Annotated in this window: 18 protein-coding genes; 12 read left to right on the top strand and 6 right to left on the bottom strand. The window is 69.9% G+C overall.

Features of this window, described 5'->3' with window-relative positions:
- Nucleotides 1-99 precede the first annotated feature (99 nt).
- The 5 genes from Q7L73_RS06400 to Q7L73_RS06380 all read left to right on the top strand — a co-directional run bounded on the left by Q7L73_RS06400 (nucleotide 100) and on the right by Q7L73_RS06380 (nucleotide 3,627).
- Nucleotides 100-1,110: a hypothetical protein gene (locus Q7L73_RS06400; RefSeq protein WP_304687151.1), complete on the top strand. Its 1,011-nt coding sequence runs from the start codon at nucleotides 100-102 to the stop codon at nucleotides 1,108-1,110.
- 13 nt (nucleotides 1,111-1,123) lie between these two features.
- Entirely contained in the window at nucleotides 1,124-1,639 is a 516-nt protein-coding gene (locus tag Q7L73_RS06395; protein ID WP_304687148.1) for a DUF4446 family protein, read from the top strand.
- Nucleotides 1,640-1,695: 56 nt separating this feature from the next.
- Nucleotides 1,696-2,541: a prephenate dehydratase gene (pheA, locus tag Q7L73_RS06390; RefSeq protein ID WP_304687146.1), complete on the top strand. Its 846-nt coding sequence runs from the start codon at nucleotides 1,696-1,698 to the stop codon at nucleotides 2,539-2,541.
- A 140-nt stretch (nucleotides 2,542-2,681) separates the two neighbouring features.
- Nucleotides 2,682-3,170: an HNH endonuclease gene (locus Q7L73_RS06385; RefSeq protein ID WP_304687144.1), complete on the top strand. Its 489-nt coding sequence runs from the start codon at nucleotides 2,682-2,684 to the stop codon at nucleotides 3,168-3,170.
- A gap of 52 nt (nucleotides 3,171-3,222) precedes the next feature.
- Nucleotides 3,223-3,627 (top strand): hypothetical protein, encoded by a 405-nt coding sequence (locus Q7L73_RS06380; protein ID WP_304687143.1) that lies wholly within the window; start codon nucleotides 3,223-3,225, stop codon nucleotides 3,625-3,627.
- Nucleotides 3,628-3,911: 284 nt separating this feature from the next.
- Here the strand turns inward: Q7L73_RS06380 and gyrA are convergent, their stop codons facing one another.
- The 6 genes from gyrA to dnaA all read right to left on the bottom strand — a co-directional run bounded on the left by gyrA (nucleotide 3,912) and on the right by dnaA (nucleotide 13,236).
- Entirely contained in the window at nucleotides 3,912-6,524 is a 2,613-nt protein-coding gene (gene gyrA / locus Q7L73_RS06375) for a DNA gyrase subunit A (RefSeq protein ID WP_304687141.1), read from the bottom strand.
- A gap of 4 nt (nucleotides 6,525-6,528) precedes the next feature.
- On the bottom strand, nucleotides 6,529-8,955 hold the full coding sequence (gene gyrB, locus Q7L73_RS06370) for a DNA topoisomerase (ATP-hydrolyzing) subunit B (protein ID WP_304687138.1): 2,427 nt from the start codon (nucleotides 8,953-8,955) through the stop codon (nucleotides 6,529-6,531).
- Between the two features lie 171 nt (nucleotides 8,956-9,126).
- Entirely contained in the window at nucleotides 9,127-9,441 is a 315-nt protein-coding gene (locus tag Q7L73_RS06365; protein ID WP_304687137.1) for a DUF721 domain-containing protein, read from the bottom strand.
- A complete protein-coding gene (locus Q7L73_RS06360) occupies nucleotides 9,438-10,604 on the bottom strand; it encodes a DNA replication/repair protein RecF (protein ID WP_304687132.1) in 1,167 nt (388 codons plus the stop codon). Before Q7L73_RS06360 ends, Q7L73_RS06365 begins: the two co-directional genes overlap by 4 nt.
- Nucleotides 10,605-10,614: 10 nt before the next feature.
- Complete coding sequence (dnaN, locus tag Q7L73_RS06355; RefSeq protein WP_304687126.1) at nucleotides 10,615-11,724, bottom strand: DNA polymerase III subunit beta; 1,110 nt, start codon at nucleotides 11,722-11,724, stop codon at nucleotides 10,615-10,617.
- Between the two features lie 129 nt (nucleotides 11,725-11,853).
- Nucleotides 11,854-13,236 carry a chromosomal replication initiator protein DnaA gene (gene dnaA / locus Q7L73_RS06350; protein ID WP_304687124.1) on the bottom strand — a complete coding sequence of 461 codons (1,383 nt, stop codon included), beginning with the start codon at nucleotides 13,234-13,236 and terminating at the stop codon, nucleotides 11,854-11,856.
- Nucleotides 13,237-13,571: 335 nt separating this feature from the next.
- Here dnaA and rpmH point away from each other — a divergent pair, with 335 nt between their 5' ends.
- The 7 genes from rpmH (at nucleotide 13,572) to rsmG (ending at nucleotide 16,988) form a co-directional block, all read left to right on the top strand.
- Entirely contained in the window at nucleotides 13,572-13,706 is a 135-nt protein-coding gene (gene rpmH / locus Q7L73_RS06345; RefSeq protein ID WP_012937401.1) for a 50S ribosomal protein L34, read from the top strand.
- The gene (rnpA, locus tag Q7L73_RS06340; protein WP_304687118.1) at nucleotides 13,706-14,101 is read left to right on the top strand and encodes a ribonuclease P protein component; all 396 of its coding nucleotides are present in this window, start codon (nucleotides 13,706-13,708) and stop codon (nucleotides 14,099-14,101) included. The genes rpmH and rnpA overlap by 1 nt, the downstream gene beginning before the upstream one ends.
- Nucleotides 14,098-14,382 carry a membrane protein insertion efficiency factor YidD gene (yidD, locus tag Q7L73_RS06335; RefSeq protein ID WP_304687115.1) on the top strand — a complete coding sequence of 95 codons (285 nt, stop codon included), beginning with the start codon at nucleotides 14,098-14,100 and terminating at the stop codon, nucleotides 14,380-14,382. Before rnpA ends, yidD begins: the two co-directional genes overlap by 4 nt.
- Nucleotides 14,382-15,359: a YidC/Oxa1 family membrane protein insertase gene (locus Q7L73_RS06330; protein WP_304687112.1), complete on the top strand. Its 978-nt coding sequence runs from the start codon at nucleotides 14,382-14,384 to the stop codon at nucleotides 15,357-15,359. The genes yidD and Q7L73_RS06330 overlap by 1 nt, the downstream gene beginning before the upstream one ends.
- Nucleotides 15,356-15,823, top strand: a complete 468-nt coding sequence (locus tag Q7L73_RS06325; RefSeq protein WP_304687106.1) for a R3H domain-containing nucleic acid-binding protein — start codon at nucleotides 15,356-15,358, stop codon at nucleotides 15,821-15,823. The genes Q7L73_RS06330 and Q7L73_RS06325 overlap by 4 nt, the downstream gene beginning before the upstream one ends.
- A 98-nt stretch (nucleotides 15,824-15,921) precedes the next feature.
- Complete coding sequence (locus Q7L73_RS06320) at nucleotides 15,922-16,287, top strand: hypothetical protein (protein WP_304687101.1); 366 nt, start codon at nucleotides 15,922-15,924, stop codon at nucleotides 16,285-16,287.
- Nucleotides 16,284-16,988, top strand: coding sequence for a 16S rRNA (guanine(527)-N(7))-methyltransferase RsmG (rsmG, locus tag Q7L73_RS06315; RefSeq protein WP_304687094.1), 705 nt, complete (start codon nucleotides 16,284-16,286; stop codon nucleotides 16,986-16,988). The genes Q7L73_RS06320 and rsmG overlap by 4 nt, the downstream gene beginning before the upstream one ends.
- Nucleotides 16,989-17,088 lie beyond the last annotated feature (100 nt).

Raw genomic sequence — 17,088 nt, 5'->3', positions numbered from 1 at the left:
GAGCCGCGCACAACGCCCCGGCCCCGCCGTGCTCCTTCTGGAGGCGGCAGTCGCCGCCCCCCAGCTGCAGACGACCAGACTCTTCTGGTCCGTCGTCTGGTGGCTGCAGGAGCAGTCGTCGTAGTGCTCGTGCTGCTGGTCGTCCTCGTCCGCGGCTGCGTCAACAGCGGTCGCGAACAGGCCCTCAAGGATTACAACCGCGACGTGACGACGTTGATGGAGGAGTCCAGAGACGTCAGCAGCAGACTGTTCTCCGCGCTGGAGGGCGCCGCCTCCCAGAGAGGCGAGCAGGTGACCGAGACGATCGCGCAGCTGCGCGCCGTCGCCGAGAGAGACTACGAGAGAGCCCGCGGGCTGGACGCGCCCGAGGCCGTCGGCGACGCGCAGCACAACCTTGAGCTGCTGCTGTCGCTGCGCGAGGACGGCGTGCGCGTGATCGCCGACAGAATCCAGCAGGCGACCGGCTCGACCGCCGCCGCCCAGAACGCGCTCAGACTGATCGCCGGCCAGATGCAGGCGTTCAACGCCTCCGACGTGATCTACTCGCAGCGCGTCGCGCCGTACATCAAGAAGGCGCTGGAGGACAACGGCATCCCGGCGACGTACAGCGGCGAGACCGGCGAGACCGTGCTGCCGTACGCGGACTTCCTGCCCAACATCGGCTGGATGGACCCGGTCAACGTCGCGAGAGCGCTCGGCACCTCCAGCGCCAGCGCGGACGCCGACACCGGCAGACCGGCCCCCGGCCTCCACGGCCACCAGCTCGACTCCGTCAGCGTCGGCGGCACGACGCTGGAGCCGGGCGCGTCGACGACGCTGCCCGCGAGCCCGCCGCCGAGCTTCGACGTCGCCTTCACCAACGGCGGCGAGCACGACGAGCAGAACGTCAGAGTCGTGGTCGAGATCTCCGGCGGCGGCAGCAGCTCGGTGCTGAGAGCCGAGACGACCGTCCCGACGACGACCGCCGGCCAGGCGACGACCGCGACCGTCCAGTTCGACAGAAGCCCGCCGACCGGCGGCGCGGCCGAGATCAGAGTCAAGATCGAAGGCGTCCCGGGGGAGACCGGGCTCGACAACAACAGTCAGACGTACTCCGCGCTGTTCGAGTGAGATCATCGCGCGGATGGACGAGCTGACGAGCACGACCGGCATCGTGGCGATCGCGGGCTGCGCGATCGCCGTCGTGTCGCTGACGCTGGTGGTGGTGCAGACCGTGACGCTGCGGCGGCTGCGGCGCGACCAGCGCGTGCTGCTGGGCGAGGAGGGCGTCACGACCGACCTGGTCGAGCACGCCTCCGCGCTGGAGGTCGAGTATCGCGCCCTGCACGACTTCGTCACCGACGCCGCCGACCGCCTGCACACGCGGATGGACCGCGCCGAGGAGCGGCTCGACGGCGCGATCTCGCACTCGGCGCTGGTCCGCTACGACGCCTACGGCGAGATGACCGGCCACCAGTCGACCTCGATAGCGCTGCTCGACGCCCGCCGCGACGGCGTCGTGCTGTCGTCGATCATGCACCGCGACGCCGCGCGGCTGTACGCGAAGCAGGTGCGCGGCGGCGTCGGCGAGCTGCAGCTGTCGCCCGAGGAGGCGGAGGCGGTCCGGCTGGCGCTGGAGCCCGCGCCGCCCGCCGAGTGACGCCCCCGCCGGCCCGCTCCTGACGCCGCCGCGCCGGCCTCGCTAGGCTCGCGCCCATGCGCGTCGGCTATCTCGGCCCCGAGGGCACCAACTCCCAGGAGGCGCTGCTCGGCGCGATCGCCGGGCAGCAGCACGAGCAGGTCCCACTGCCGACGATCCACGACTGCGTGATGGCGGTCCAGGAGGGGACCGTCGAGCAGGCGCTGGTGCCGATCGAGAACGCGATCGAGGGCTCCGTCAACGCGACGCTCGACGCGCTCGCCGTCGACGCCGACGAGGTCGCGATCGTCGGCGAGGTCGTGCACGCGATCCACACCTGCCTGATCGCGCCGCGGGAGCTGGAGCTGAGCGCGATCGAGACGGTCGTCTCGCATCCGCAGGCCAACGGACAGTGCGCGGTCTTCCTGCGCACGCGGCTGCCGCAGGCGAAGGTGCTCGCGACCAGCTCGACCGCCGACGCGGTGCGCGCCGTCGCCGAGGGCGAGCACGGCCCCCACGCCGCCGCGCTCGGCAGCCGCATCGCCGCCGAGCAGTACGGCTGCGAGATCCTCCGCGCCGGCGTCGACGACGCGGCCGGCAACGAGACGCGCTTCGTCTGGCTGGCGCGGCGCGGGACGGCGGTCGGCGAGCACGGGCCGTGGAAGACGGCGATCGTCTTCTGGGGCGTCGGCGCCGAGGCGCCCGGCTGGCTCGTGCGCTGCCTGTCGGAGCTCGCCTTCCGCGGCGTCAACCTGACGCGGATCGAGTCGCGCCCGCGCAAGCAGGGCCTCGGCCGCTACATGTTCTTCCTCGACCTCGAGGGGCGCGACAGCGAGCGTCCGGTGGCCGAGGCGCTGGCCGCCCTGCGCGGCCACGTCGAGCACCTGCGCGTGCTCGGCTCGTTCCCGGTGGCGGGCGCCTGACGCCCCAGCCGTTGTTCACAAGTCACTCGGCGACGGTCGCTACACTGCCTCCAGCCGTTATGTCCGCCTTGGTACCACCAGCGCAAGCCGAGTCCGCGTCGCCACTGGAGCACCAGCGACGCGGGCGTGATGGTGGCCGGGTGCTCGTACTGAACGCGACGTTTGAACCGATCAACGTCTGCACGGTCCGCCGAGCGGTCGTCCTGCTCCTGAAGGAGAAGGCCGAGATGCTCGAGCACGGCGAGTACCACCTGCACTCGGGCAGCTCGACGGTGCGCAGGCCGATGGTGATCCGCCTCGTCTCCTACGTGCGCGTCCCGCGCGACACGCACCGCCGCAAGATCACGCGTAGGGCAGTCTTCGCCCGCGACGACTGGACCTGCCAGTACTGCGGCTCGCGCGGCAACCTCACGGTCGACCACGTGATCCCCCGCTCGAAGGGCGGCGGCTCGACGTGGGACAACATCGTCGCCTCCTGCGCGCCCTGCAACCGCCGCAAGGGCGACTCGATGCCGTCGCCGGGCGGCATGATCCCGCGCCAGAAGCCGAAGACTCCGGGCCCGAACGTCTTCATCCAGGTCGCCAGCCCGACGATCCCGCGCGCCTGGCAGCAGTACCTGAGCATCTAGCTCCCAGCCCGCTCCCAGCGCCGTCCCAGCGTCGGCTTCCACGCTGGAGCGCATGAACCTCGGACGCAAGCTCGCCGCCCTTGCCGGCGCCGCCGCGCTCGTCGCCGGCGTCGCCGGCTGTGGCAGCGGCTCGAGCAACGACACCAGCGCATCGGCGGCGGCCGCCGGCGCGACGACGCAGCAGGACCAGGCCGCGCAGCAGCCGGGCACCGCGACGGCGCCCCAGTCGGGCGCGCAACAGCAGGGCGGCCCCGACCTCTCCTCGCTCGCCGACCAGCTCGGCGTCAGCGAGAGCAAGCTGAGAGCCGCGATGGAGCAGCTGAGACCGAGCGGCACGCCCGGCTCGCAGCAGGATGGCTCGCAGCAGACCGACCCCGCGCAGGCGCTCGCCGACGCGCTCGGCATCGACGTCGCCAAGGTGCAGGAGGCGATGCAGTCGCTCGGCGGGCCCGCTTAACGCACGAAGGGCGCCTTCGACAAGGCGCCCTTCGCGTAATGCTTTGGCTGGACAAGACCTTCGATCGACTTGGTGTGTCAGGGCCAGTGGGACCAGCTCTGGCATCGATCGAAGTGGTGTCTCGGTGTGGACTCCGCTAGGCGGGGTCAGCCATCCGACCTAGTGGCCGGACACCTCCAGGGTCCCGCAAAAACTGTCAGACAACTTCGGACCACCTCCTTTCTCTGGTATCCCCAGAGTAGCGGACCGGGCCGACGGTCTGAACGTCTTCGCTCAGACCGCCCTTACGACTCGTCCTCCGCGGGGCCGTCCTCGCCACCGTCGACGGCCTCGCCGCCGGCATCCGGAGCCGGGCTCGCGCCGTCCTCGCCGATCGCCACGACGCCGCCCTCGACGCCGGCCGACTCGGCCGCGTCGAGCTCCAGCTCGAGCGCCTCGGCGCTCTCGGCGTTGTCGGACTCGACGATCAGCGCGATCGCGCGAACGCTGTCCTCCTCGCGCACGTTCATCACGCGCACGCCGGTGGCGGCGCGACCCTGCTGGCTGATCCCGCGCACGCTCGTGCGCTGGACCATGCCGTCCTGCGAGATGAAGACCAGCTCCTGGTGCTCGCGCACGACGAGCGCGCCCGCGAGACCGCCCTTGGTCTCGGTCAGCTTGATCGTTCTGACGCCCTTGGCGCCGCGCGAGGTCTTGCGGTACTGGTCGATTCTCGTGCGCTTGCCGTAGCCGTTCTCGGTCACGACGAGCAGGTCCTGGTCGTCGCGGGCGATGTCCATCGCGATCACCTCGCCCGAGCCGACGTCCATGCCGCGCACGCCGCTGGTGTCGCGGCCCATCGCGCGCGCGTCGTCCTCGCTGAAGCGGACCGTGAGGCCGGCGCGCGAGACGATGATCACCTCGTCGCCGACGTCGACCCGCCGCACGGCGACCAGCTCGTCGTCCTCGCGGATCTTGATCGCGATGATGCCGTCGGCCTTGATCGGCGTGTTGTAGGCCTGCAGCTCGGTCTTCTTGACCGTGCCGTTGCGGGTCGCGAACAGCAGGTACGGCGCCTCGGAGAAGTCGCGCGTGGAGAGGACCGACTGGACCCGCTCGCCCTCGCGCAGCGGCAGCAGGTTGACGAGCGCGCGGCCCTTCGCCGTGCGCGACGCCTCCGGCAGCTCGTAGACCTTCTGGCGGTAGACCTTGCCGCGGTTGGTGAAGAACAGCAGGAAGTCGTGGGTCGAGGTCACGAAGAGGTGCTCGATGTAGTCACCGTCCTTCATGTCCATCCCGGTCACGCCGACGCCGCCACGACGCTGCTGGCGGTAGGTCGCCAGCGGCAGCGACTTGATGTAGCCGGTCTGCGTGATCGTGATGACCATCTGCTGGTCGGCGATCAGGTCCTCGATGTCGATCTCGCCCTCGGCGTAGGAGATCTGCGTGCGGCGCTCGTCGCCGTACGCGTTCGCGATCTCCGTCAGCTCCTCCTTGATGATCGACATCACGCGCGCCTCGTCGCCGAGGATGTCGCGCAGCTCTCTGATGCGCTCCATCAGGTCGGCGTGCTCCTGCCGGAGCTTGTCGACCTCGAGCGCCGTGAGACGGCCGAGCGTCATCTGCAGGATCGCCTCGGCCTGTCGCTCGCTCAGCTCGAATCTGTTGACGAGGTTGATGCGCGCCTGCTCGCGGTCGGCCGACCCGCGGATGATCGCGATCACCTCGTCGATGTTCGCCTGCGCGATCAGCAGGCCTTCGAGGATGTGGGCGCGGGCCTCGGCCTGACGCAGCTCGTACTTCGTGCGCCGCACGATCACTTCGCGCTGGTGGTCGACGTAGCGGCCGATGACCTCGCGCAGCGACAGCGTCTTCGGGACGTTGTCGACGAGCGCGACCATGTTGACGCCGAACGTCGTCTGCATCGGCGTGTGCTTGAACAGTCTGTTCAGCACCACCTTCGGCAGCACGTCGCGCTTCAGCTCGATCACGAGCCGCATGCCGTGGCGGTCGGTCTCGTCCCGGATGTCGCTGATCTCCGGGATCTTTCTCTCGTGCACGAGGTCGGCGATCTTCGTGATCAGGCCGCCGTCGCCGCCCTTCTTCACCTGGTAGGGAAGCTCGGTGACGATGATCGCTTCCTTGCCCATCGAGAGCGGCTCGATGTGCGCCCGCGCCTGCACGCGCACGCGGCCGCGGCCGGTCGCGTAGGCGTCGCGGATGCCGCCGACGCCGAGGATCACGCCGCCGGTCGGGAAGTCCGGCCCTCTGATGTGCTGCATCAGCCCGTCGACGTCGATCTCGGGGCTGTCGATGTAGGCGATCGTCGCGGCGATCGTCTCTCTGAGGTTGTGCGGCGGGATGTTCGTCGCCATGCCGACGGCGATGCCGGCGGAGCCGTTGACGAGCAGGTTCGGGTAGCGCGCCGGCAGGACCAGCGGCTCCTGGTTCTTGCCGTCGTAGTTGGGCCCGAAGTCGACGGTGTCCGCGTCGATGTCGCGGAGCATCTCCGTCGCGATTCTCGCCAGGCGCGCCTCCGTGTACCGCATCGCGGCCGCGGGGTCGTCGTCGACGGAGCCGAAGTTGCCCTGGCCGTCGACGAGCGTGTGGCGCATCGAGAAGTCCTGCGCCATCCGCACGAGCGTGTCGTAGATCGACGAGTCGCCGTGCGGGTGGTACTTGCCCATCGTGTCGCCGACGATGCGCGACGACTTCGAGCGCGGGCGGTTGGGCTGCAGGCCCGCCTCGTTCATCGCGAACAGGACGCGCCGGTGGACCGGCTTGAGGCCGTCGCGGACGTCGGGCAGCGCGCGCCCGACGATGACGGACATCGCGTAGTCGAGATACGCCGAGCGCATCTCCTCCTCGAGCGCGCGCGGCTCGATGTTGCCGCCGGAGAGCTGATCGGTTGCGCTCATGTCTCTACACGTCCAGGTTGGTCACGAGGTTGGCGTTCTCCTCGATGAAGTTGCGCCGCGGCTCGACCTGATCGCCCATCAGCATCGAGAAGACCCGCTCGGCGGCGGCGGCATCCTCCATCGTCACGCGGGCGAGCGTGCGCGTCGCCGGGTCCATCGTCGTCTCGCGCAGCTGCTCGGCGTTCATCTCGCCGAGGCCCTTGAAGCGGTTGATCTCGACGTTGCGACCGGCCATGTCCATCACCTTCGTGCGCAGCTCGTCGAACGAGATCGCGGTGTCGCCGTGGTCGCCGAGTCTGAGCTCGAAGCCGGGCATGCCGACCGCGTTCACGAGCTGCTCGTGGACGCGCACGAGCTGGCGGTACTCGTTCGCCATCAGCATCGAGCGGCGCACGTGGCGCGAACGGGCGTGGCCGGTTCTCGTCTCGACCGAGCGGACGACGAACTCCTCCTCGTCCTGCGAGACCAGCTCGACCGTGAAGGCCGCGCCGTCCGCGGTCGGCTGGCCGAGGAAGTCGACGAGCGCCTGCTCCTCGGTGATGTGCCGCTGCAGGATGCCCGACTCCTGGAGGAAGTCGACGGTGTCGTGGTGCGTGACCGCACGCAGCGAGGAGGCCCAGCCGTTGTACTGCTTGAGCAGCCGCGTGAAGCGCTTCCAGCGCGCCTCGGTCAGTCTCTGCTCCTCGCCCGTGCCGTCGACGACGACGAATCTCTCGAGCTTGTCCGACAGCAGGATCTCCTCCAGCTCGGAGTCCTTCTCGATGTAGCGCTCGTTCTTGCCCTGCTTGAGCTTGTAGAGCGGCGGCTTCGCGATGTAGACGTAGCCGGCGTCGATCAGCGGCAGCATCTCGCGGAACAGCAGCGTCAGCGCGAGCGTGCGGATGTGGGCGCCGTCGACGTCGGCGTCCGTCATCAGGATGATCTTGTGGTAGCGCGCTCTCTCGAGGTCGAAGTCGTCGCGCACGCCGGTGCCGATCGCCGTGATCAGCGCCTGGATCTCGTTGTTGGAGAGGACCTTGTCGATGCGGGCGCGCTCGACGTTGAGGATCTTGCCGCGCAGCGGCAGGATCGCCTGCGTCGCACGGTCGCGGCCCTGCTTCGCGGAGCCGCCGGCGGAGTCGCCCTCGACGATGAAGATCTCCGACAGCGCCGGGTCCTTGACCGAGCAGTCGGCCAGCTTGCCCGGCAGGCGGGAGTTCTCCAGCGCGGACTTGCGGCGCGTCAGGTCGCGCGCCTTGCGCGCGGCCGAGCGGGCCTGCGCCGCCTGGACCGCCTTGAGGATGATCTGGCGCGCGTCCTGCGGGTTCTCCTCGAGGAACTCGGAGAGGCCCTGGTTGACGATCGACTCGGTCAGGCCCTGCATGCCGGGGTTGCCGAGCTTCGTCTTCGTCTGACCCTCGAACTGCGGCTCGGCCAGCTTCGCCGAGACGACCGCGGTCAGGCCTTCGCGCACGTCCTCGCCGGCGAGGTTGCCGTCTCTCTCCTTCAGCAGCTGTCTCTCGCGCGCGTAGCGGTTGAGCGTGCGCGTCAGCGCGGCGCGGAAGCCGGAGAGGTGGGAGCCGCCCTCGTGCGTGTTGATGTTGTTCGCGAACGAGAAGACCGACTCCTGGTACGAGGAGTTCCACTGCATCGCGACCTCGACCGCGCCCTCGTCGGCCTCGGTCGAGAAGTAGACGATCTTTCTCTGAACGGGTTCCTTGTTCTCGTTCAGGTACGCGACGAAGTCCTGGATGCCGCCCTCGTACTGGAAGGCGACCTTTCTGCCCTCGCCGCGCTCGTCGGTCAGCGAGATCGCGAGCCCTCTCGTCAGGAAGGCGGTCTCGCGCAGACGCTCCTCGAGCGTCGCGAACTCGAAGTCGAGCGTCTCCATCACTTCGTCGTCCGGCAGGAACGTCGTCGTCGTGCCGGTCGCCTCGGTCGGCTCGCCTCTGACGATCTCGGTCTGCGGGACGCCGCGGACGTACTCCTGCGTCCACAGGTGGCCGTCACGTCGGACCTCGACGCGCAGTCTCTCCGACAGCGCGTTGACGACCGAGACGCCGACGCCGTGGAGGCCGCCGGAGACCTTGTAGCCGCCGCCGTCGCCGAACTTGCCGCCGGCGTGGAGGACGGTCAGCACGACCTCGAGGGCGGACTTGCCCTCCTTCTCCATCACCGCGACCGGGATCCCGCGGCCGTTGTCGACGACCGTGATCGAGTTGTCCGGGTGGATCGTGACGTGGACCTCGGTCGCATGACCGGCGAGCGCCTCGTCGACGGAGTTGTCGACGACCTCGTAGACGAGGTGGTGCAGGCCGCGGATGCCGGTCGAACCGATGTACATGCCCGGCCGCTTGCGGACCGCCTCGAGGCCTTCGAGGACGGTGATGTCCTGTGCGTCGTAAGTGGGCGAGGGGTTCGGCTTGTCAGCCGCGGGTCTGTCGGTGGCCAACGATCCTCCGATGACGTTGCAACGCCCCGGGCCCGCAGCGAATGCGGCTCTCCGGGGCGTGAAGAGGCAGGTGAACAGAAGAATAGCACAGCAGCGAGCCCGACCAGGCTCCTCTCGGACAGGGAAATGCCTGCAAATCGCAGAAAACTCAGGCGCGCCGAAGCGCCATCGTCAGCGTTTGCGCCCGCCTCCGCGCGTCCCGGTCACGCATCTCAGTCTTCTGACCGCCTCGCGGCCGATCGCGCCGTTCACTCTGGCGACGACCATCGGCGCCATCAGATCGAGCTCCTGCGCCCACACGGCGGCTCTGCAGGAGACCGTCACGGTGCCGCCGCGCTCGCTCACCGGCGCCGCCTCGCGCGCGATCGCCTCGCCGACGACGGCCGGCCAGACACGTTGCACCTCGGCCAGGAGCGTCGGCGGCGCCAGCGACGACTGCAGCCGCCCGAGCGCGTCGCCGAGCGATCGCGGCGCGCGCCGTCTCACGCCGGCTCCTCCGCGGAAGAAGGAGCCCCCTGGGCGAGTTCTTCCGACGGAACCCGAGGGCTCTGCCCGAGTGGTTCCGCACGCACCTCGCCGTCCTCGACCCGCAGCCGCAGCACGTCCTCGCCCTCCGCGCCCGGCACGTGCTCGAGGTCGGTCGTCGTGACGATGCTCTGCCCGACGCCGCGCAGCAGCGCGACGAGGCGGCCGCGGCGCTCTCTGTCCAGCTCGCTCATGACGTCGTCGAGCAGCATCACCGGGACGGCGTCGCGCGTCGCCGCGATCGCCTCCCGCTCGGCCAGCAGCAGCGCCAGCAGCGCCAGCCGCTGCTGCCCCTGCGAGCCGTAGGCGCGCAGCTCGCGGCCGTCACGCGTCAGCGCGAGGTCGTCGCGGTGCGGCCCGTGCTGCGTGAAGCCGCGTTCGAGATCGCTCTGCAGCCGCTCCCCCAGCTCCGCCGCGAGGCCCTCCGCGTCGCCGGCCTTCGAGCGCGGCCTGTAGGCGACCGCCGGCTCGCCGTCGAGGCCCAGCTCGTTCGCGATCACGGGGAAGCGGTCGGCGACCGCCCCGACCGCCGCCGCGCGATCGGCCATCAGAGCGATCCCGTGGCGCGCCAGCTCGCGGTCCCACGCCGGCAGCGAGGCGGACGACGCGGCTCCTGCGCGCACCCGTGTCAACAACGCGTTCCGCTGTGCGAGCGCCTGTGCATAAGCCCGCCGCGTCTGCACGCGCGCCGGCCACAGCGCGCCGACCACCTGGTCGACGTGGGCGCGCCGCAGCGAGGGAGTTCCCTTCACCAGCTCCAGCCGGTCGGGCAGGAAGACCGACACGAGCGGGCGCCCGGCGACGTCGAGCAGCCGCTCGACGCGGACGCCGTCGGCCGTCATCCGCTTCGGCTCGCCGCTCTCGAAGGCGACCGCCAGCTCGTGCAGGCCGTCGTCGGCCTCGGTCGTGACGACGACGCGCGTCACCCGCTCGCCGAAGCGGACCAGCTCACGGTCGTTGGTGGTGCGCGCCGAGCGACCGGTGCAGCCGAAGTAGACGGCGTCGAGCAGGTTCGTCTTGCCGGCGCCGTTGCGGCCCCAGATCACCGTCAGTCCGGGGCCGAGCGCGACATCGGCGGTGGGGTAGCTGCGGAAGTTGCGCAGCGAGACGCGCACGATCCGCATGCCGCGCCCGCTACACGTTCAGGCGAATCGGCATGATCAGGTAGAGGAAGCCGGCGTCGTCAGCCGACTGGATCAGGCCGGGGCGCAGCGGGCTGATCAGCTTCAGCAGCACGTCGCCGGAGCCGACCGACTCGAGCCCGTCGCGCAGGAACTCGGGGTTGAAGCCGATCTCGAACGGCTCGCCCTGGAAGGCGACCGGCAGCGACTCTCTCGCCTCGCCGATGTCCGGCGTCTGCGACGACACCGTCAGCTCGCCGGGCGCGAACGACAGCCGCAGCGGCGCGTTCTTCTGCGCCAGCAGCGCGATGCGGCGGACGACGTCGGTGACCTCGCCGCCGGCGATCGACAGCTCGTGCTCGTAGCTGTCCGGCAGCAGCTGGCGGTAGTTCGGGAACTGGCCCTCGATCAGCCGCGAGGAGAGCACGACCTCGCCGAGCTGGAAGACGATCTGGTTCTGCCGCACCCCGACGGTCAGCGTCTCGCCGTCGAGCGACTGCACCAGCCGCGCCAGCTCCTGCAGCGCCCGCGCCGGCACGTTCGCCTCGAAGCCGCCGACGAGCGGGTGCTCGAGCTGCGTCTCCTTGACGCTGAGGCGGTAGGAGTCGGTCGCGACCATCCGCAGCTCGCGCTCGGAGGCGGAGACCATGATGCCGGTCAGGACCGGGCGGGTCTCGTCGCGCGAGGCGGAGTTGGCGACGCGCAGGACCGTGTCGACGAACGCCCGCGCCGGGACCGTGACGACGCCCTCGGTCTCCGGCTCGGGGAAGGGCGGGAAGTCCTCGGCGCGCAGCGTGCGGATGTGGAACTGCGCGTTGCCGGCGACCAGCTCGACGTCCTGCTCGGCCGGGCGCAGCTCGAGCGAGACGCTCGGCCCCGACAGCGAGCGGACGACGTCGACGATCAGGCGGGCAGGCAGGACGACGCTGCCCTCGCGCTCGACCTCGGCGGGCAGCGGGACGCGCAGCCCGACCTCCATATCGGTCGCGCGCAGCTCGACGCGGCCGCCGCCGGCGATCAGCTGGACGCCGGAGAGCGCCTGGATCGCGCCACGCGTCGAGGCGACGCGGCTGACCGTCTGAAGCTGGGCGAGGAGTTCCTCGCGCGCGGCCGAGATCTTCACGGTGAGTACCTCGAGGAAAGAAGGATGTTCGTCGTCATAGGAAGCGTTCAGATGTGCAGAACTCGTGAAAAGGCCGCACATTGCGGGCAGGCTGCGCACAACGGCACCGCCCGAAGAGGCAACAGTCTGTCAGGAACCGCGGTCGGCATCCGGCTGTTGCAGCCGGGCCGTCAGGCCGCGCACGAGTTCGTACGCCTCGGCGTCCGACGCCATCCGCTCGGTTGCGCGTCTGCAGGCGTGCAGGACGGTCGTATGGTTGCGGCCGCCGAAGGCACGGCCGATTGCCGGCAGCGTCTCGTCCGTCAGCTCGCGGGCGAGGTACATCGCGACCTGGCGGGCCCAGGCGACGCGGGCGCTGCGGTCGGGCGAGGTGAGCGCCTCGGGTGAGACGCCGAGCCGCTCGCAGGTCGCCTCCTGGATCTCGGCGACGGTCCGCTGGCGCGGGGTCGTGGCGCCGGGATAGAGGCCGTCGAGCACGTGCGTCACGAGCGCGGTGTCGATCGCTCTGCCGGTCAGCGAGTGAAACGCGACGACGCGGATCAGCGCGCCCTGGAGCGCGCGGATGTTGGTCGTGATCCGATCGGCGATCGGGGCGATCGCGTCGGGGTCCGAGAGCCTGATGCCGTCGTGCTGGACGCGCTTGCGCAGGATCGTCATGCGCGTCGCGAGGTCGGGCGGGCGGATGTCGGTCACGAGGCCGGACTCGAAGCGCTCGCGCAGGCGGTCGGCGAGCGCGTTCATGTCGCGCGGCATGCGATCGCTGGTGACGACGAGCTGGCTGCCGGTCTCGTAGAGCGCGTTGAAGGTGTGGAAGAACTCCTCCTCCGTCTTCGCCTTGCTCTCGAGGAACTGGACGTCGTCGATCAGGAGGATGTCGGTGTCGCGGTAGCGGCGCTTGAAGTCGTCGACGGCCTTCGTGTTGAGCGCCTGGATGAAGCTGTTCGTGAAGGCCTCGATCGTCGTGTAGCGGACGGCGAGCCCGTCGCCGTAGTCGCGCACGTAGTTGCCGATCGCGTGCAGCAGGTGGGTCTTGCCGAGGCCGGGCGGCCCGTAGATGAAGAGCGGGTTGTAGGCCTGGCCGGGCAGTTCGGCGACCGCCAGCGCGGCGGCATGGGCGAGGCGGTTGCCGTCGCCGATCACGAACTGGTCGAAGGTGTACTTCGGGTTGAAGTCGTCGTCACCGGCGCCGCCGGCGCGGCGGGGCGCGGTGACGATCGCGTTCGCCTCGTCCTCGGAGGCGGGGTCGGCGCCGTCCGGCAGCGGCTCGTCGAGCGCGACGACGCGGACGCTCGCGGCGGGGCCGAGGACGGTCCGGGCGCAGCTGTCGAGCACGCGCGAGAAGCGGTCGGCGACCCAGGTGCGGATCTCGTCCGGAGCGCCGACGAGCAGCAGCTCGCCGTCGAGCGCGCGCGGCTTCAGCGGCGCGAGCCAGAGGTGGTACGTCGAGTCGGTGACGGAACGCCGCAGCTCGGCTTGGATCTGGGGCCAGGTGTGCTCGAGCTGGTTCTGCACAGGCGTCGTCGGCCGACCTCTCGTCGGAGTGCTGAAAGGGGATGGAGGGGCCCGCGGAGGACCCCCGGGGGGCGGCGAATATAGCAGCGGCCGGGGGGCCGGCAGCGGCTGTGCACAGGTGCCTCGGAGGGGAGTGCGCAAATCGCGGGAAAAAGGTCGCCAGCGGTCAGCGCACAGCAGTTGTCGACAGCCTTTGAGAGCCTGTTGACAACCCTGTCGGAAGACGTGGCCGACGGGCCCGCGCGATGCTGTCCGGCGGAGGCGGTACGACCCGAGAGGGCATCGCCGGCCCGCCCGCGTATACTGACCTGCCCCCGTCAACGGGAATCGAGCCAATGAAACGCACCTACCAGCCCAAGAAGCGCAAGCGCGCCCGCACCCACGGTTTCCGTGAGCGGATGCAGACTCGTGCCGGTCGGGCGACGCTGAAGCGTCGCCGCGACAAGGGGCGCAAGCGCCTCACCGTCTGATGAGCGCGCGCCCGGGCGTCACCGCCCGGCGGAGCAAGCGGGGCCGTCTGTCCCGCAGCGCCGAGTTCGACCGGGTGTTTCGACAGGGACGCTCGCTTGCGAATCGCGTCCTCGTCCTCTACGCCTTCCCCCGTTCGGAGGAGGGTGAAGCTCGCCTGGGCGTCTCCGTCTCTCGAAGAGTCGGAGGCGCCGTCGAGCGCAACCACGTCAAGCGCCTGCTGCGCGAGGCCTTTCAGCTCGAGTCCGAGGGGCTGCCGCCTGGCGTCGACGTCGTCGTCGTGGCGCGTCCCGAGGCTCGCGCCGTCGCCGAGCGCGACGGCCTCGAGGGAATCCGCGCCGCGCTGGCCGAGCTGATCGCCAGAGCGAGAGAGCGCGCGGGCGGGCAGGGCAGATGAGCCCGTCCGGGATCGCGCGAGCGATCGCGCTGGCGCCGATCCGCCTCTACCGCAGTTTCGTCTCGCCGCTGCTGCCGCCGCGCTGCAAGTACGAGCCGAGCTGCTCCAGCTACGCCGAGCAGGCGATCCAGGAGTACGGCATACTCCGCGGGCTGGTGCTCGCGGGCTGGCGCGTGATGCGCTGCAATCCGTGGAGTCATGGGGGTTACGACCCCGTCCACGACCAGCGGCTCTTTCCCCCACGCCGACCGACTGCCCCGAGCGCCCAACAGAACTCCTGATGCTTCCGTTCGCGAATCCCCTCCAGCCGCTGATCGACGTCCTCGAACAGGTCCTCCTGTTCTTCCACGACACGGTCGGCGTCGGCTGGGGTCTCTCGATCATCCTGCTGACGATCACCGTCCGCGCGCTCCTGCTGCCGCTGACGCTGCGGCAGGTCAAGTCGATGCAGCGGCTGCAGCTGCTCGCGCCTGAGCTGAGAAGAATCCAGGCGAAGTACAAGAACGACAAGCAGCGTCAGCAGCAGGAGATGATGAAGTTCTACCAGGAGAACAGAGTCAATCCTCTGGCCTCCTGCTTCCCGCTGCTGTTCCAGCTGCCGTTCTTCATCTCGCTGTACTACATGCTGCGCAGCGACCTGCGCATGGACATCTGCGGGCAGACGGCGAAGGCCTGTGCCGACGCGACGCTGGCGCAGTTCCAGAGCGTCGGTTCGACGCCGGGCAGCGAGGGCTTCCTCTTCATCCCGGACCTGACCGGCAGAGCGACCGGCGCAGTGCTGGTCGTGCTGATCGTCCTGTACGTCGGTTCGCAGCTCGTCTCCGGCCTGCTCAGCACGGCGTCGATGGACAGAAACCAGCGGATGATCATGCTGGCGCTGCCGATCGTCTTCGTGACGTTCGTGATCAACTTCCCCGCCGGCCTGATGGTCTACTGGATCACGACCAACTGCTGGACGATCGTGCAGCAGCTGATCGTTAGGAAGACCGTCGGGTTGCCGAACAGACCGAAGGGCGGCCTCGCGACAGCGGGGGCGCCGGCCAGTGCGGCTGCGCTCACTGGCGGCTCCGGCTCCGGCGGCGGAAAGGCCAACGGCGATGGCGCGACGGCGAGACCGAAGGCCGGTCGCGTCACCTCGCGCAAGCGCGCGGAGAGCACCGAAGAGGCCGATGCCGGGAACGATTCGGCGCGCAGAGATGCCGGCGGACCGCCGCCCTCTGCGCGGAGAAAGAAGAAGCGAACGGGGCGGCGCCGGTGACACCTGCGAGAAGCGAAGCTGCTGAGCGCGTCGAGGAGCTGCTGACGCGCATCCTCGACGCGGTCGGCGTCGAGGCAGACCTCGACGTCGTCGAGACCGAGGAGGCGGTGACCGCCGTCCTCGACGGTGACGACCTCGGTCTGTTGATCGGGCGCCACGGCCAGACGATCGACGCGATACAGCACCTCGCCTATCGCGCCGCCTTCCGCGGCGCCGACGGCCGCAAGCGCGTCACGGTCGACGCCGCCGGGTATCGCGAGCGCCGTGCCGCGCTGCTGCAGCACGACGCTGACGAGGCCGCCGACGAGGCGCTGCGGATCGGCGCGCCGGTTGCGCTCGACGCGATGAACGCCGTTGAGCGCCGAGTCGTGCACGAGTATCTGCGCGACCGCGACGGCGTCGAGACGTATAGCGAGGGCGTCGAGCCCGATCGCCACCTCGTCGTCGCCCCGAGCAAGCAGTAGCTCGGTTTCTTCCTGCGCCAGCGCTTCGCGCGAGTGTTTCACGTTTTTCGTGACGGTGAAACAGATTTGACTCCCCCGCTGGTGCTGAGTTGTGCGCAATGACGGAACTGACTGACTTCGATCGTGGTCTGCTGACCGGCATCCTCATCGGCGAGGGGTCGTTCGGCGGCGACGGCAAGCAGCCGCAGGTCACGCTGCGGATGCACACCCGTCACGAGGCGCTCTTTCAGCAGTTGATGCGGATGTTTCCGCGCACCAGGCTGTACGGGCCCTATCACCATGGCGATCGCAGCTACTACCAGTGGATGGCTCGCGGCCAGGCGCTGGTCGAGGATGTCCTCCCGGTGTTGGAGCGGTCGCTCCTCAGCGACTACGACGCGCATGCCGCGACCCGCTTCGACGAGATGACGTCGAAGTACGCCGACTACATCACGCGTGTACGCGCGCGACTGGACGATCGATGACCCTGACCCAGAGAACGCGGGCGCGCGTCGGTGTGCTGACCGCGCAGTACGACCTCCCCGCCGGCGCGGCCGACCAGTTCGCCGCGTTGCTCGAACGCCTCGACGACGAGCACGCCCCGACGACGGTCCGCGACCCGCGCGAAGCCGCGGACGTGCATCTCGCAGACTCGCTCGCGGGACTCGCGCTTCCGATCGTCCGCGCGGCGACGTCGATCGCCGATCTCGGCGCAGGCGCCGGATTCCCCGGATTGCCGCTCGCGGTCGCGCTCGGACAGGCGGACGTGCGCCTGGTCGAGAGCATCGCGCGCAAATGCGCCTTCATCACGGCGATGGCGAGCGCCGCAAGCATCCCCAACGCCGTCGCGGTTGCCAGACGGGCGGAGGAGTGGCCGGAAGGGATCGGTGCCCATGACCTCGTCACGGCGCGAGCGTTGGCTCCGTTGGGAGTTCTCGCCGAGTACGCGGCACCGCTGCTGCGCGAAGGCGGGGCGCTCGTCGCGTGGAAGGGCCGGCGCGACGAGCAGGAGGAGGCCGACGCTGGGCGCGCAGCGGCCGCGCTCGGCCTCGAGCTGGACGAGCCCCTTCCCGTCTCGCCCTACGAGGGTGCCGACCATCGGCATCTCTACGTCCTGCGCAAGGTCGCGCCCACGCCCGACCGATTTCCGCGGCGACCGGGCATGGCCCGCAAACGCCCGCTCTGAGCGGGAAAAACCGGGCTTCCCACCCCGATTCACGGGGGTCCGACCCCCTTCGGGAGGTCCTCGGAGGCCGTCAGAAGCCATTTCTGGGCCTCCCGAACCG

The sequence above is a fragment of the Conexibacter sp. CPCC 205762 genome (assembly GCF_030646155.1).
Classification (GTDB): Bacteria; Actinomycetota; Thermoleophilia; order Solirubrobacterales; family Solirubrobacteraceae; genus Conexibacter.
This window is presented reverse-complemented; position numbering and strand designations above follow the sequence as displayed.